The sequence below is a fragment of the Halomonas sp. ML-15 genome, assembly GCF_014779595.1.
GTDB lineage: Bacteria > Pseudomonadota > Gammaproteobacteria > Pseudomonadales > Halomonadaceae > Franzmannia.
Genome location: NZ_JACXZT010000019.1, coordinates 2,099,278 through 2,115,657, shown reverse-complemented (window position 1 = coordinate 2,115,657; position 16,380 = coordinate 2,099,278). Strand labels below are relative to the sequence as shown.

General features: G+C 63.2%; 12 protein-coding genes and 2 rRNA genes (1 of these 14 only partly in view). 10 read left to right on the top strand and 4 right to left on the bottom strand.

What is annotated here, in order from left to right:
- The first annotated feature begins 31 nt into the window (after positions 1–31).
- From IEI94_RS21570 to IEI94_RS21525, 10 genes are all read left to right on the top strand, one after another.
- A complete protein-coding gene (locus tag IEI94_RS21570) occupies positions 32–208 on the top strand; it encodes a hypothetical protein (protein ID WP_191169270.1) in 177 nt (58 codons plus the stop codon).
- Positions 198–3,164 (top strand): ATP-binding protein, encoded by a 2,967-nt coding sequence (locus tag IEI94_RS21565; protein WP_191169268.1) that lies wholly within the window; start codon positions 198–200, stop codon positions 3,162–3,164. Before IEI94_RS21570 ends, IEI94_RS21565 begins: the two co-directional genes overlap by 11 nt.
- Positions 3,142–4,530, top strand: coding sequence for a sigma-54-dependent transcriptional regulator (locus IEI94_RS21560; protein WP_191169266.1), 1,389 nt, complete (start codon positions 3,142–3,144; stop codon positions 4,528–4,530). Before IEI94_RS21565 ends, IEI94_RS21560 begins: the two co-directional genes overlap by 23 nt.
- A 368-nt stretch (positions 4,531–4,898) precedes the next feature.
- Positions 4,899–5,240, top strand: a complete 342-nt coding sequence (locus IEI94_RS21555; protein WP_191169264.1) for a hypothetical protein — start codon at positions 4,899–4,901, stop codon at positions 5,238–5,240.
- 148 nt (positions 5,241–5,388) lie between these two features.
- Entirely contained in the window at positions 5,389–6,795 is a 1,407-nt protein-coding gene (gene pcnB / locus IEI94_RS21550; protein ID WP_191169262.1) for a polynucleotide adenylyltransferase PcnB, read from the top strand.
- Positions 6,788–7,285, top strand: a complete 498-nt coding sequence (gene folK, locus IEI94_RS21545; RefSeq protein WP_191169260.1) for a 2-amino-4-hydroxy-6-hydroxymethyldihydropteridine diphosphokinase — start codon at positions 6,788–6,790, stop codon at positions 7,283–7,285. The genes pcnB and folK overlap by 8 nt, the downstream gene beginning before the upstream one ends.
- A 147-nt stretch (positions 7,286–7,432) precedes the next feature.
- Positions 7,433–8,224, top strand: a complete 792-nt coding sequence (gene panB / locus IEI94_RS21540; protein WP_191169258.1) for a 3-methyl-2-oxobutanoate hydroxymethyltransferase — start codon at positions 7,433–7,435, stop codon at positions 8,222–8,224.
- Complete coding sequence (gene panC / locus IEI94_RS21535) at positions 8,224–9,072, top strand: pantoate--beta-alanine ligase (protein ID WP_191169256.1); 849 nt, start codon at positions 8,224–8,226, stop codon at positions 9,070–9,072. Before panB ends, panC begins: the two co-directional genes overlap by 1 nt.
- Positions 9,073–9,102: 30 nt before the next feature.
- Positions 9,103–9,483: an aspartate 1-decarboxylase gene (gene panD, locus IEI94_RS21530; RefSeq protein WP_191169254.1), complete on the top strand. Its 381-nt coding sequence runs from the start codon at positions 9,103–9,105 to the stop codon at positions 9,481–9,483.
- A gap of 133 nt (positions 9,484–9,616) precedes the next feature.
- Positions 9,617–10,795 (top strand): acetyl-CoA C-acetyltransferase, encoded by a 1,179-nt coding sequence (locus IEI94_RS21525; RefSeq protein WP_191169252.1) that lies wholly within the window; start codon positions 9,617–9,619, stop codon positions 10,793–10,795.
- Positions 10,796–10,814: 19 nt separating this feature from the next.
- On the opposite strand, the gene IEI94_RS21520 is transcribed toward IEI94_RS21525, so the two are convergent.
- The 4 genes from IEI94_RS21520 to IEI94_RS21505 form a co-directional block, all read right to left on the bottom strand.
- Positions 10,815–12,041, bottom strand: coding sequence for an MFS transporter (locus IEI94_RS21520; RefSeq protein ID WP_191169250.1), 1,227 nt, complete (start codon positions 12,039–12,041; stop codon positions 10,815–10,817).
- A gap of 230 nt (positions 12,042–12,271) precedes the next feature.
- Positions 12,272–14,404: a polyribonucleotide nucleotidyltransferase gene (gene pnp, locus IEI94_RS21515; RefSeq protein WP_191169248.1), complete on the bottom strand. Its 2,133-nt coding sequence runs from the start codon at positions 14,402–14,404 to the stop codon at positions 12,272–12,274.
- A gap of 372 nt (positions 14,405–14,776) precedes the next feature.
- A 5S ribosomal RNA gene (gene rrf / locus IEI94_RS21510) occupies positions 14,777–14,892 on the bottom strand.
- An 86-nt stretch (positions 14,893–14,978) separates the two neighbouring features.
- Positions 14,979–16,380, bottom strand: a 23S ribosomal RNA gene (locus IEI94_RS21505); it runs 1,622 nt beyond the window's last position.

The following is a 16,380-nucleotide window of genomic DNA, read 5'->3' as shown; positions in this document are numbered from 1 at the left end:
ATCGACGCATCGGTACCTGTCGAGAACGCCCATGTACGTCTACCGCATCATGCTGTTTCTGGTATTCGGCGGCTATCTGCTCTCGCCGCTGCTGATGAGCGGCTGGGCCAGCCCCGGCACCGCCTGGTATCGCCCGTTTCTGATCTGGGCCGTACTGATCGCCCTGACCGTGTGGCTGGAACAGAAGAGAAAACTCGATGAACGCTAGTCTCAGCGTCACTGCGGTGCTGCTGCTCGGCAGCGGCTATCTGGCGCTGCTGTTCCTGTGCGCGCTGGCGGTGGAGCGCGGCTGGGTGCCCTCACGCATCGCCCGCCACCCTGCCGTTTACACCCTGGCACTGGGCGTCTACGCCAGCGCCTGGGCCGTCTACGGCAGCCTCGAGCTGGCCAGCGAAGCGGGCTACGGCTACCTCGCCTACTACCTCGGCGTGGCCGGTGCCTTCCTGCTCGCTCCGGTGCTGCTGCTGCCGATCCAGCGCATGACGCGCACCCACCAGCTATCGTCGCTGGCCGACCTGTTCGCCTTCCGCTTCCGCTCACGCTGGGTCGGTAGCCTGATTACCCTGGTCAGCCTGCTGGCGGTGCTGCCGCTGCTGGCCCTGCAGGTGCAGACCATGGGCAGCGCCATCCACCTGATGACCGGCAGCGCCACGCCAGGGCTGCTGGCGCTAGGCTTCTGCGCGCTGATCGCGCTGTTTGCGATCCTGTTCGGCGCTCGCCACACGCGGCTCCACGCCCGCCACGACACCCTGCTGGCGACCATCGCCGTGGAGTCGCTGGTCAAGCTCGCCGCCATGCTCGCCCTCGGCGCTGTGGCACTATTCGGCATCTTCGACGGGCCCGCCGACCTGCAGGCCTGGCTCGATGGCCCCGGCCTCACCGAGCAGGCCGCTATTCCTCCCCTCGACCCGGCTCATTGGCGCACCCTGCTGCTGCTGTTCTTCGCCGCCGCCTTTTTGATGCCACACATGTTCCACATGACCTTCGCCGAGACCCTGTCACGGCGGGCGCTACTCCAGGCCAGCTGGAGTCTGCCGCTCTATCTGCTGCTGATGGCGCTACCGGTGCCACTGATCCTGTGGGGGGCCCAGCGTATCGGCGCCGACGCCGAACTGCTCGGCACCGCCTACCTGGCGTTCGGCCTGTCCGACGCCTGGTGGGTCGATGCGCTGGCCTTTATCGCCGGCCTGGCCGCGGCCAGCGGCACCATGATCATCATCTCATTGGCACTGTCGGGCATGATCCTCAACCATATCGTGCTGGTCGCCCATCCGCCGACCTACCAGCCTGACCTCTACCGCTGGCTGCGCTGGCTGCGGCGGGCGCTGATCGCCGCAGTTATATTCGGCGGCTGGCTGCTCTATCGCACTGTCGGCGTACATCACGACCTTACCGCGCTGGGTATTACCGCCTTCGTCGGTATGGCGCAGTGCCTGCCCGGGATGCTGGCGGTACTCTACTGGCCGGGGGCCAACCGCAAGGGCATGGTCTCCGGGCTGCTGGTGGGGGTGTCGATCTGGCTGGCCGGACTATGGTTACCGCTGCTCACCGCCCAGCCGGGGCTGGTGATCATCCCCCCCGGCCTCGAGGCGCTGGAAGGCGAACCGACCTGGTATGTGGTGACACTGGTGGCGCTGGCCGCCAATATCATCACCTTCATCCTGGTCTCGCTGATCACTCGCACCTCGGCGGGCGAGCGCGCCGCCGCCGAGGCGTGCTCGGTGGATGCGGTGATCCGGCCCAAGCGCCTGCCGCTGAGCGCCGCCAACGGCGCCGATTTCCAGCACCAACTGGCCCAGGCACTGGGCGAGGATGTCGCCGAACGCGAAGTCAGCCGGGCGCTAAGCGCGCTGAACATGAGCGCCGACGACGGCCGCCCCTACGCCCTGCGCCGTCTGCGCGATCGCATTCAGGCCAACCTTTCCGGGCTGATGGGCCCCTCGGTGGCCCAGGATATCGTCGACCGCTTCCTCCCCTACCAGCGCAACGGCCAGGCCGAGACCGACGACATCCACTTCGTCGAGAGTCGCCTGGAGGCCTACCGCTCGCGCCTCACCGGCCTGGCCCGGGAGCTCGACGGCCTTCGGCGCTACCACCGCCGCACCCTGACCCAGCTGCCGATCGGCCTGTGCGCCTTCGGCGACGACGGCGAGCTGCTGATGTGGAACGATGCCCTGGCCGAGCTCTCGGGCATCAGCGGTACCAGCGTGATCGGCGCCCGCCGCGACAGCCTCCCGGCGCCCTGGGGCGAACTGCTGGGGCGCATCCTCGAACAACAGCACAGCCACCTCTATAAGCAACAGGTGAGCCTGGCCGCCGGCACCCGCTACCTGACCCTGCACAAGGCGGTGCTGCAGCCCGGCGATGCCGAGCGCGGCGGCAGCGTGATCCTGGTCGAGGATCACAGCGAGATGAAGTGGCTGGAAGACGAGCTGGTCCACGCCGCACGACTGGCCTCAATCGGTCAGCTCTCGGCCGGGGTCGCCCACGAGATCGGCAACCCCATCACCGGTATCTCGTCGCTGGCCCAGAACCTGCGCTACGACACCGACGATCCCGAGGTACTGGAAACCGCCGCGCAGATCCAGCAGCTCACCGACCGGGTGTCGCGCATCGTCTCCTCGCTGGTCGGCTTCGCCCACGGCGGGCGCCACGTCCAGGGCACCGTCTTCCAGCCGGTGGCCGTGTCCGAAATCGGCGAAGAGGCGCTCCACTTGATCCACCTGGCGCGCTCGGGTGAGGATGTGGGGTATCGTAACCTGTGCCCACCCGCGCTGGTGATCGAGGGTGACACCCAGCGGCTGGTACAGGTGCTGGTCAACCTGCTCAGCAATGCCCGCGACGCCAGCCCCGCGGGAGGCGAGGTGGTGATCGACGCCTACCGCGACGGTGAGGGCGTCAGCTTGACGGTCACCGACCAGGGCCCCGGCATCGCTCCCGAGATCCGCGACCACCTGTTCGAGCCTTTCACCACCACCAAGGCGCCCGGAGAGGGCACCGGTCTCGGTCTGCCGCTGGTCTACAGCATCATCGCCGAGCACCACGGCCAGATTCATATTGACTCACCGCCCCCCGGGCGCGAGGTCGGCACCCGCATTCGCCTGTGGCTGCCCATCACCAGAGAGGATGGCAACGACCGCCATGAGCCGGATTCTGATTGTTGAAGACGAGAGCATCATTCGCAGCGCCCTGAAACGCCTGCTCGAACGTCACGACTACCAGGTTAGCGAGGCCGGCTCAGTGGACGAAGCCCTGGCCCTCGACCCACAGCGCTTCGACCTGGTGATCAGCGACCTGCGCCTGCCCGGAGAGCCGGGTACCGCGTTGATCGATTCGGCAGCGCCGGTACCGGTGCTGATCATGACCAGCTACGCCAGCATGCGTTCGGCCGTCGACGCCCTCAAGCAGGGCGCCCTGGACTATATCGCCAAGCCCTTCGACCACGATGAGCTGCTCGAGACCGTGGCCAAGGCCCTGGAGACCAGCGCCAGCCATGCCGCCCCGCCGGTCGACACTGCCAGCCAGGCCAGCGCGCAGCCCATGATCGGCAGCTGTGCCGCCATGCAGGCGGTGTATACCCGCATTCGCAAGACCGCCCCTGCCGATGTCACGGTGCTGATCCAGGGCGAGTCGGGCACCGGCAAGGAGCTGGTGGCCCGCGCCATTCACCAGCAGAGCCGCCGCGCCCGAGCGCCGCTGATCTGCGTCAACTGCGCGGCGATTCCCGAGACCCTGATCGAATCGGAGCTGTTCGGCCATGAGAAGGGCGCCTTTACCGGCGCCAGTGCGGCGCGCACCGGCCTGGTCGAGGCCGCCGACGGCGGCACCCTGTTCCTCGACGAGATCGGCGAGCTGCCGCTGGACGCCCAGGCGCGCCTGCTACGCGTACTGCAGGAGGGAGAGATTCGCAAGATCGGCTCGGTGGAGACCCGCCACGTCAACGTGCGGCTGATCGCCGCCACCCACCGTGACCTGCGCAGCCTATCGAAGACCGGTGAATTCCGCCTCGACCTCTACTATCGGCTTAACGTGATGCAGATCGATCTGCCGCCGCTACGCGAGCGCGAGGAGGACATTCTGACCCTTGCCGACGCGCTGCTCGACAGCGCCTGCCACCGCCATGAGCGGCAGGGGCTCAAGTTGTCGCGGGCGGCACGCCGCGAGATCCGCGATTACCTTTGGCCCGGCAACGTGCGTGAGCTGGAGAATGCCCTCGAGCGAGGCGTGATACTCGCCGAGGGACATCTGATTCATCCCGACGACCTGGGCCTCCACCCGACGCCCGTGACGCGCCCGACCCAGTCCACCAGTCCAGCGCCTCAGAGCGCCCCCGCGACCACTGAGAGCATCAGCGAAGAGGATCTATCGCTGGAGGACTATTTTCAGCACTTCGTACTCGAGCATCAGGATCAGATGAGCGAGACCGAGCTCGCCCAGAAGCTCGGCATCAGTCGTAAATGCCTCTGGGAGCGCCGCCAGCGCCTCGGTATCCCGCGCAAGAAAAGCACCCGCAGTCGCGCGACTGGTTAGCCGCTCAGCACAACCCGACCATGGTCTAAGCGCCCTCGCTCTCTGCAGCGAGGGCGTTTTTGCTTCATCACCGAGCCTGCTTGCACCAGTTGTTACCATCCCACACAGGAATTGCCCCAGCATGGCCCCCTGGAGGTAACACAGCAGCCAGCCATATCGGCGACATCTTATGGAAGAATGACCAAACACCTGAAATATAAGGTATTTATTCATCGTGGCACAGTCACTGCTATATCTTAGGGCAAGAAAAACAACATCCGGACGCTGTCCTTACCACGTAACAACAACAAGGTGGCTGGCAGCGCGACTCGACGCTTAACAACAACAATATTGCGTCGGGCTACGACACGCGAGCAGTCGGTCGGCTCTTGAAGCCCAACAACAACAACACACCGCTGCCGCGACTCGATCTCAACAATCACAACAAGGTCGAGAGTCCGGAAGACGAACCAGGACGCGACGCACCGTGTAGGCGCAACAACAACAACAGGCGTCTCAGAGGTGCACCTTCGGCAACAATAACAACAGGCCGAAGGAAGGTAGCCTTGCTGCCGTCGTGGTTGGATTATTGTTTTGAATACGAGACGGTCGCCACCAGGAAGATTGACAACAACAAGAAGCGTTGCTTGCCTGCTGATCCTTGGCTGACTGTGGTGCGTATTCAAGGCGATGCGCCATCACGAAGAAAAATTATCAGCACGGACCGCTGAACGCATGCTTCGGGGGAGGTCTTTTGACCTCCCCCTTTCGCGTGCCCAGAAGACCTGGCCCTGCCAGCATTGCGCAACGAGATGGTTTCCAAGGTGTCGGCGGTCGGCTACACTGGAGTTTTCGCCCATAGCGAGTCGATATCGCTGCATGTTCAAAGGATTTACCCGCTTTCTCCAACGCCCCGGTGAACGTTTGAAGAGTCTCTTCGGAAGCCAGGACGGCCCCGCTGTCAGCCACGGGCTCAAGATCATTCCGCGTGACCAGCATCCGGTCTCACGGCGCCAGTTCACCGAGCCGGCGCTCAAGGTACTGTATCGCCTGCACAATGCTGGCTTCGAGGCCTACCTGGTGGGCGGCTGCATTCGCGATTCGCTGCTTGGCCTGGCGCCCAAGGATTTCGACGTCGCCACCGACGCCACGCCTGAGCAGCTGCGCGACCTGTTTCGTAACTCGCGGATCATTGGGCGCCGCTTTCGCATCGTGCATGTCCGCTTCGGCCGCGAGGTGATCGAAGTCACCACCTTCCGTGGTCGCCCCGGCGACGATCACGCTACCCATCTATCCCAGCAGTCTGAAGATGGCTTGCTGCTGCGCGATAACGTCTGGGGCAACGTCGAGGAAGACGCGCTGCGTCGAGACTTCACGGTCAATGCGCTGTACTACAACATTGCCGACTTCTCGATCCACGACTGGGCCAACGGCCTCCGCGATATCGAGTCGCGCACCCTGCGCCTGATTGGCGACCCCGAGACACGCTACCGTGAAGACCCGGTGCGCATGCTGCGCGCCATTCGCTTTGCTGCCAAGCTCGACTTCGCCATCGCCGAGAGCACCGAGGCGCCGATTCGCGAACTGGCGCCGCTGCTACTGCAGATTCCGCCTGCGCGGCTGTTCGATGAAATCCTCAAGCTGATGCTGGCCGGCCACGCCCTGGCCACCTTCAGGCTGCTACGCGAGTACGGCCTGTTTGCCATGCTGTTCCCCGAGGCCGACGAAAGCGTCGCGGCACTGCCCTGGGCCGAGGCATTGATCGAGCGCGCTCTGGCCAACACCGACGCGCGCATTCAGGAGGGCCGGCCGGTCACGCCCGCCTTCCTGTTCGCCGCACTGCTGTGGCCCGGTGTGACCCAGCGCATGGCCCGCCTGGCCGACGACGGTATGCCGCCGATTCCAGCCCTCCAGGCGGCGTCTCAGCAGGCCATATCGCGCCAGCTGCAGCATATTTCGATCCCCAAACGCTTCAGCATGCCGATGCGTGATATCTGGGATCTTCAGCAGCGGCTGCCCAAGCGTCGCGGCAAGCGCGCCTTCCAGACCCGCGAGCATCCGCGCTTTCGCGCCGCCTACGACTTCCTGCTGCTTCGCGAGGAAGCCGGCGAGCTCGAGCCAGGCCTCGGCGCTTGGTGGACTGCCTTTCAGGAGGCCGACGAACATGAGCAGCGGCGCCTGCTGGGCAAGATCGATGCCGACCCCGCCGGCACGCCAGGACCACGCAAGCGACGGCCTCGCAAGCGTCGCCGCCGCGCGTCATCTCCCTCCGGGCAAGATGACTGATACCCACCGCGCCTATATAGGCCTGGGTAGCAACCTCGACGACCCGCTAGCCCAGGTACAGGGCGCCTTGGCGGCGCTTGCCCGCCTCCCGTTGACGCGATGCGTAGCGGCCTCGCCCTGCTATGCCAGCCGCCCGGTTGGTCCTCAGGATCAACCCGATTTCATCAATGCCGTGGCCGCCCTCGACACCCGCCTCTCGCCGCTGGCGCTACTCGACCAGCTACAGGCAGTGGAGCAGCGCCATCGGCGCCGACGCCTGCGTCACTGGGGACCGCGCACCCTGGACCTCGATCTGCTGCTCTACGATGACACCTGCCTGGCCACATCACGACTCACGCTGCCACACCCGCACATGGCCAGCCGCGGCTTCGTGCTGCTACCCTTGGCCAATATCGCCCCCACGCTGAGGCTGCCGGACGGCCGCCGGATTGCCGACCTGGCTGCCCACCACGCTGGCGACGACTTGCGCGTGCTGTTACCCCAGCGGTAGAGTTGCCGCACCACTGTTACTGTTTCACCCCTGTTTTCGCGACCGCACGGCCCGGCGGTAACAGGTAACGTAACACCCGAGCCGAACCACGCCAGCACGACGGTGGATATCAGTGCCGTCGGCACGATAATGATGAGATCGGATACCATGAAAACGATCACCTTGAGCACGCTGCAGGCCTACAAGCGTGCCGGCGAAACCTTCAGTTGCCTGACCGCCTACGATGCCTCCTTCGCCCGCGCCGCCTCCGAGGCCGGCATCGAAGTGCTGCTGGTCGGCGACTCCCTGGGCATGGTCCTCCAGGGCCACGGTAGCACCCTGCCGGTCACCCTCGACGATATCTGCTATCACACCCGCTGCGCGGCGCGTGGCAAGGGTGCCAGCCTACTGATGGTCGACCTGCCCTTTATGAGCAACACCAGCCGCGAGCGGCTGCTTCAAGACGCCGGGGCGCTGATGCGCGCCGGCGCCGAGATGGTCAAGCTCGAAGGCGAAGCCTGGATGGCCGACGATATTCGCGAGTTGACGCGCCGCGGCGTGCCAATCTGCGCCCACCTAGGGCTGACGCCGCAGACCGTCTATCAGCTCGGCGGCTACAAGGTACAGGGTCGTGACGATGCCCGCGCCGAGCAGATCGTCGACGACGCTCGCACCCTGGCCGAGGCCGGCGCCTCGCTGATCCTGCTCGAGTGCGTGCCAGCCAGCCTGGGGCGGGCGGTACGCGAGGCGGTCGAGGTGCCCGTCATCGGCATCGGCGCCGGGGTCGATGTTGACGGACAGATCCTGGTGATGCACGACGTGCTCGGCGTCACCCACGGCCGCACGCCGCGCTTCGTCAAGAACTTCATGGCCGAGGCCGACGATATCCAGGGCGCCTTCCGTCGCTACCACGAGGACGTCAAGGCCCGCCGCTTTCCGGCCGACGAGCACAGCTTCTGATGCACACCCTGTCAGAGATCGCCGAGCTTCGCGCGGCGCTGGATTCGCCGCGCCGCCAGGGCCGTCGCATCGCCCTGGTGCCGACCATGGGCAACCTCCACGCCGGCCACCTGGCGCTGGTCCAGGCTGCCCGGCAGCGCGCCGATCTGGTGGTAGCGACGATCTTCGTCAATCCCATGCAGTTCGGCCCCGGGGAGGACCTCGATGCTTACCCACGTACTCTCGCCGACGACCAGGCCGGGCTGGCCAATGCCGGCTGCGACCTGCTATTCACCCCGGATACCGCCAGCCTCTACCCCCACGGCCTTGAAACCCATACCCGAATCCGCGTACCGCAGGTCAGCGAAGGCCTCTGCGGCGGCTCGCGCCCGGGCCACTTCGACGGCGTGGCCACCGTGGTCAGCATACTGTTCAATCTGGTGCAGCCCGATGTCGCCTGCTTCGGCGAAAAGGACTACCAGCAGCTGGCGGTGATTCGCCGCCTGGTTAGCGATCTGCACCTGCCGATCGAGATCGTCGGCGTCCCCATCGTGCGCGCCGCCGACGGTCTGGCGCTCTCATCGCGTAACGGCTATCTCTGCGCTGAGCAGCGCGCTCAGGCGCCCGGCCTCTACCGCACCCTGTGCGAGCTGCGCGACGCCCTGCTGGCAGGTGAACCACGCGCTGTGTCCATCGACAGCGCTCTACAGCGCCTTGTCGAACGTGGTTTCGACCCCGATTACCTTGAGGTGCGCGCTCCTGATCTAAGCCCGCTGCAAGCCGACAGCCGTGAGGCGGTGATTCTCGCCGCCGCTCAACTCGGCCCGGCACGGCTGATCGATAACCTGACCCTAACGCTGCCGTGCTAGCGCAGCAGACACGCGAGGATTCTGCCAACGATGTACACCATCATGCTCAAGGCCAAGCTGCATATGGCCCGTGTTACGCATGCCGTGCTCAACTACGAAGGCTCCTGCGCCATCGACGGCGACCTGCTGGATATGGCCGGGATTCGCGAGAATGAGCAGATCCAGATCTATAACGTCGAGAACGGCGAACGCTTCACCACCTATGCTATCCGCGGCGAGGAGGGGTCGCAGATCATCTCGGTAAACGGTGCGGCAGCCCATCTGGCTAGCGTCGGTGATCGGGTAATCATCTGCAGCTATGCCCACTACAGCGCCGCCGAGTTAGAGAACCACACGCCAGTTCTGATCTATCTTCAGGAGGGCAATGACGTCAGCCACACCAGTCACGCCATTCCGGTACAGCTGGCCTGACATCAGGGTCAAAACCACCTGCACTCAATAAGGGCATACCGAATTACCGGTCTGCCCTTTTTGGTGATTGTCGCAGCGCACAAGACTCCCCTATGCTGAGAAGGTATTTGCTCACAACTCCAAGGAGTCTCACATGCAAGACGTGGTGATCGTTGCAGCACGCCGTACCGCCGTCGGCACCTTTGGCGGTGCACTGGCCGGCATTTCCGCCAGCGACCTTGGCGCTCTGGTAATCAAGGACATTCTCGCTCAGACCGGCGTCGCCGGCGACCAGGTCGATGAAGTGCTGCTTGGACAGGTGTTGACCGCCGGCACGGGACAGAACCCCGCCCGCCAGGCCGCGATCAAGGCCGGTCTACCCGACGCAGTGCCCGCCATGACCATCAACAAGGTGTGCGGCTCCGGCCTCAAGACCCTGCACTTGGCCACTCAGGCGATCCGCTGCGGCGACGCCGAGCTGATCATCGCCGGCGGCCAGGAGAACATGTCGGCGTCGCCGCACCTTCTGCCCAACTCGCGCAATGGTCAGCGTATGGGCGACTGGAAGGCTATCGACTCGATGGTCCACGATGGTCTGTGGGACGCCTTTAACGACTACCACATGGGGATCACCGCCGAGAATCTGGCCGAGAAGTACGGCATCACCCGCGAGCAGATGGATGAGTTCGCCGCCGCATCCCAGCAGAAGGCCTCCGCCGCCATCGAAGCAGGAAAGTTCAAGGGTCAGATCGTGCCGGTGGAGATTCCCCAGCGTAAGGGCGACCCGGTGGTCTTCGACACCGACGAAGGCCCACGCGCGGGCACTACCGCAGAGAAACTCGCCGGCATGCGCCCAGCCTTCAAGAAGGATGGCACCATTACCGCTGGCAACGCCTCGACCATCAACGACGGCGCCGCCATGGTGATGCTGTGCTCCGCCGACAAGGCCAAACAGCTGGGCCTCGAGCCGCTGGCACGCATCAAGGCCTATGCCAACGCCGGCGTCGACCCCAGCATCATGGGCATCGGTCCGGCACCGGCTACCCGCCGCTGCCTGGAGAAAGCCGGCTGGTCGCTGGATGACCTCGACCTGGTCGAAGCCAACGAGGCCTTTGCCGCCCAGGCGCTGTCGGTCAACAAGGAGCTCGGCTGGGACGCGGCCAAGATCAACGTCAACGGCGGCGCCATCGCCATCGGCCACCCCATCGGCGCCTCCGGCTGCCGCATTCTGGTCAGCTTGATCCACGAAATGATCGCCCGCGATGCCAAGAAGGGCTTGGCCACACTGTGTATCGGCGGCGGCCAGGGCGTGGCGCTGGCCATAGAGCGGTAAGGCACCAAGCTCCCAGCCATCATATGCCCCGAGATCTAGCATCCGGGGCATTTTTTCGTGTCACCCAAAAACCCACCAGCGTCATGGCCAACAACAGGCTCCAGCCAGGCAGAAAGCTCCCGCTCATATCCAGCATCCAGCCCAGCAGCGGCGGCACGGATACGATGGCGACCTGGTTAATGGCCATCGCCAGTCCCAACACGAAGCCGGTCTTGTCGACTGGCGCAGACTCCGCCACATAGGCCACCCAGGGCCCATACCAGCCGAAGCCAAAGAACCCCAGCCAGGCCATCAGAGCGCCTAGCCAAAGCTGTGATTGCAGCGGTAGCCAGATCAGCACAAATAGCCCGACGATTGAGGCCACCATGCACACCATCACCGGGAAATAGCGCGAACGGCAGCGATCACTCCAGGCAGCCAATGCGATACGCCCCGCCACGCCTGCGGCCTGGGCCACGAACAGCAGCGTCGCCGCCTGCAGCACGTCCATCTGCAAACGGCTGTGCAGATAGAGCACGGTAAACACCAGGATGCCGTACTGGACCGAGATCAAGCTGATACCCGAGGCCATGATCTGCTTCATGGCTGGCTCGCGTATCATCGCCAGTCGCGACAGTAGCACGTCTCCCAAGCGCCCAGCGGATGGTCTTTTTACCGGTCCGGCGGGGGCTCGGTAGAAGAGCATGAACACCATTGCGCCGAAGATCGCCACCATGCCACCGACGAGAAAGGAGGCACGCCAGCCCCAGGTGACCGCCACCAGCGGCAATACCAACGCCGCCAAGGCCCCGCCTAGCGGCAACCCCGCCTGACGAATGCCCATGGCAAACCCACGCTGGGACTTGTCGAACCAGGCGGCGACCGATTTGCTACCACCGGGTTGAGCAGTGCTGTAGCCCGCCCCGACAATGATCAAGATCAGCAGCATCGCCCAGTAGCTCTCGGCCAGCATGGCGACACTCAGCGCAATACCCACCAGCAAGGTGCCCAGCCCTACCACCAGACGCTCACTGAATCGGTCCAACAGTTCTCCCGCGATCAGCAGCCCTATCAAGGGCACCAGCTGCGCCGCCGAGACCAGCGCCCCGATCTGCAGCGCGGAAAGCCCCATATCCGCCTGGACATAGACGGCGATCGCGCCGATCCCCTGGACGAAGAAGCAGGCCGCCGTCTGTGCCAGGGTAGCAATCAGTAGAATCACCCAGCGATAGCTGGCATGGGGGGCAAGCGGTATGCCGATGCTCATGCTACTGCCTCATTGTGTGCTGAAGGGGATACGACTCAGTCATCTGATATAAGCAATACGTTACCCAATAGTAGGCATTATAAGTCACTATCTGCTGATAAAGCGGAGTTGCAATTAGTGTCGACTCAGCCTGCCCCGGCAATTTGCGTCTGGCCACGCATAAAAAACCGCCCCCGCAGCTCGGCTGCGGGGGCGGTCTGTCTTGCACCTCGATCCTTGTCGCTTGGGACTTAGATCTCGGTCTCGGCCACTTCTGCCTTGAACGCCGCCTTCTCTTCCTCGGTAATCTCCTTGATCGACAGTTTGACGCGGTTACGGTTGTCGATATCGAGTACCTTGACGATCACCTCGTCACCCTCGTTGAGGAAGTCGCGCACGTCGTTGACCCGCTCGGGAACGATCTGCGAGATATGCACCAAGCCATCGGTGCCCGGCATGATGTTGACGAAAGCGCCAAAATCGGCGATACGCACCACCTTGCCTAGGTAGAGCTTGCCGATCTCCGCCTCGGCGGTGATGCCGAGCACGATATCGATCGCGGCTTTTGCGGCCTTCTTGTCCTCGGCGTAGATGCGCACAGTGCCGTCGTCGTCGAGATCGATGGAGGCGCCAGTGTCGTCGCAGATCTTGCGGATGGTGGCGCCACCCTTGCCGATCACGTCGCGAATCTTGTCCGGATCGATCTTGATGGTAGCCATCGACGGCGCATTCTCGGACACTTCGCTGCGGCTCTGGCTGATCACTACATTCATCTGCTCGAGGATGCTCAAGCGCGCCTCATGGGCCTGCTGCAGCGCTTGCTCCATGATCTCCTCGTTGATGCCCTCGATCTTGATATCCATCTGCAGGGCCGTCACGCCATCTTTAGAGCCGGCAACCTTGAAGTCCATGTCGCCGAGGTGGTCTTCGTCACCGAGGATGTCGGTCAACACGGCGAACTTGTCGTCGTCCTTGACCAGCCCCATGGCGATACCCGCCACTGGCGCCTTGAGCGGCACGCCGGCATCCATCAGCGCCAACGAGGTCCCGCATACCGAGGCCATCGAGCTCGAACCATTGGACTCGGTGATCTCTGAGACCACGCGGATGGTGTAGGGGAAGTCGTCCTCGCTGGGCAGCATGGCCTGCACGCCGCGGCGCGCCAGACGGCCGTGACCGATCTCGCGACGCTTGGGACCACCCATGAAACCGGTCTCGCCCACACAGTAAGGGGGGAAGTTGTAGTGCAGCAGGAAACGGTCCTTGCGCTCACCCTCCAGCGACTCGATCAGCTGGGCGTCGCGCAGGGTCCCCAGGGTGGCGATCACGATCGCCTGGGTCTCGCCGCGGGTGAACAGCGCCGAGCCGTGGGTCTTGGGCAGATTGCCGACCTCGATGTTCAGCGGCCTCACGGTCTTGTGATCGCGGCCATCGATACGCGGCTCACCGCTGGTCACACGGGCACGCACGACCTTCTTCTCGAGGCTGGCGAAAGCCCCCTTGACCTCGTCGGCATCGAACTTGTCCTCTCCTTCACCGGCCAGTTGCTCCACCGCCTCGGCCTTGGCCGCGGCCAGGGCGTCTTGGCGGGCCATCTTGTCGGTGATGCGGTAGGCATCGCCGATCTTGGCCTCGAAGCCGGCCTTGACGGCCTCCTTGAGAGGAGTGTTCTCTGCTGGCGGCTGCCAGTCCCACTTCGGCTTGCCGGCCTCGGCAACCAGCTCGCTGATGGCAGCGATCGCCACCTGCATCTCCTGATGGGCAAACAGCACCGCGCCCAGCATCTCGTCCTCGAGCAGCTCCTTGGCTTCGGACTCGACCATCAGCACGGCCTTGTCGGTACCCGCTACGACCATATCCAGTTCGGAGCTGGCCAGCTCTTCCACGGTGGGGTTGAGGAAATACCCCTTGTCCTCATTGAAGCCCACGCGGGCAGCAGCAATCGGGCCATTGAACGGCACACCGGAAATGCACAGCGCCGCTGAGGTGCCGAGCATCGCCGCGATGTCGGGATCGTGGTTACGGTCAGTGGAGAGCACGGTACATACGACCTGCACTTCGTTCATGAACCCCTTGGGGAACAGCGGACGAATTGGCCGGTCGATCAGCCGCGAGGTCAGTGTTTCCTTTTCAGTCGGGCGGCCTTCACGTTTGAAAAAGCCCCCTGGAATCTTGCCTACGGCGTAGGTCTTTTCCTGATAGAACACGCCCAGCGGGAAAAAAGGCTGCGCGGGGTTGGCATCTTTCTTCGCCACCACGGTGCATAGCACCACGGTATCGTCCATGGTCACCTGTACGGCGCCGGTGGCCTGACGAGCGATGCGGCCTGTCTCGAGGGTGACGGTGCTGCGCCCGTACTGAAATGTTTTCTTTACCGGATTCACGGTAGCATCCTTCAACTTGTCTGTGTCGTTTGGGTCGTTTTGACTCGGCGACCATTTTAGGGGTTGACGAGCGCTGGGGCCACCGGTTAGCGAGAATTCCGCAGCGTTAACGTTACGCTTTGCCAGCTCCGCCGTGGGCTTCGCCTACTTCCTGCTGATTTGCCAGCATATTGCGCGCTCGGTCCCAGCACCGGAAGCTTCCGCCGTAGGCCCGACCCCTCGATCTCCAAACGACGACACCCCAGCCTCTTTCGAGACCGGGGTGTCAGATGAGCGCGGCAAGCCCCCTAAACGACGAAACCCCAGCCTCTTTCGAAGCTGGGGTTCTGAAATAGCGAAGCCCCGACCAATGGCCGGGGCTTCTAAATAAGTGCCTGACGATGACCTACTCTCACATGGGGAGACCCCACACTACCATCGGCGCTGAGCGGTTTCACTGCTGAGTTCGGCAAGGGATCAGGTGGTTCCCGCACGCTATGGTCGTCAGGCGAAAAACAGTGGAATCATGCCAACTCGCGATACGTCTCTACGTACCCGTCAATCGTCGCGTAATCTACAGACCCCTTGGGGTTATATGGTCAAGCCTCACGGGCCATTAGTACACGTTAGCTCAACACATTGCTGTGCTTCCACACCGTGCCTATCAACCAGCTAGTCTCGCTGGGCCCTTCAGGAGGCGTAAAGCCTCAGGGAAGTCTCATCTTGAAGGGGGCTTCCCGCTTAGATGCTTTCAGCGGTTATCCTGTCCGCACATAGCTACCCGGCAATGCCACTGGCGTGACAACCGGAACACCAGAGGTGCGTCCACTCCGGTCCTCTCGTACTAGGAGCAGCTCTTCTCAAACTTCCGACGCCCACGGCAGATAGGGACCGAACTGTCTCACGACGTTCTAAACCCAGCTCGCGTACCACTTTAAATGGCGAACAGCCATACCCTTGGGACCGACTTCAGCCCCAGGATGTGATGAGCCGACATCGAGGTGCCAAACACCGCCGTCGATGTGAACTCTTGGGCGGTATCAGCCTGTTATCCCCGGAGTACCTTTTATCCGTTGAGCGATGGCCCTTCCATACAGAACCACCGGATCACTAGAACCTACTTTCGTACCTGCTCGACGTGTCTGTCTCGCAGTTAAGCACCCTTATGCTCTTGCACTCAATGCACGATTTCCAACCGTGCTGAGGGTACCTTCGTGCTCCTCCGTTACGCTTTAGGAGGAGACCGCCCCAGTCAAACTACCCACCACACACTGTCCTCGATCCGGATAACGGACCTGAGTTAGAACGCCAATGATGTCAGGCTGGTATTTCAAGGTTGGCTCCACTCGAACTGGCGTCCGGGTTTCAAAGCCTCCCAGCTATCCTACACAAACAACATCAGCATCCAGTGTGAAGCTATAGTAAAGGTTCACGGGGTCTTTCCGTCTAGCCGCGGGTACACAGCATCTTCACTGCGATTTCAATTTCACTGAGTCTCGGGTGGAGACAGCGTGGCCATCATTACGCCATTCGTGCAGGTCGGAACTTACCCGACAAGGAATTTCGCTACCTTAGGACCGTTATAGTTACGGCCGCCGTTTACCGGGGCTTCGATCAGGAGCTTCGGCCGAGGCCTAACACCATCAATTAACCTTCCGGCACCGGGCAGGCGTCACACCCTATACGTCCGCTTACGCGTTTGCAGAGTGCTGTGTTTTTAATAAACAGTTGCAGCCACCTGGTATCTTCGACCGCCTCGTGCTCGGGGAGCAAGTCCCTTCACACTAACGCGGCGTGCCTTCTCCCGAAGTTACGGCACCATTTTGCCTAGTTCCTTCACCCGAGTTCTCTCAAGCGCCTTGGTATTCTCTACCTGACCACCTGTGTCGGTTTGGGGTACGGTCCCACATGATCTGAAGCTTAGAGGCTTTTCCTGGAAGCGTGGCATCAGTGACTTCCAGACCGTAGTCTGTTCGTCTCGTCTCTCGGCCTTAAGG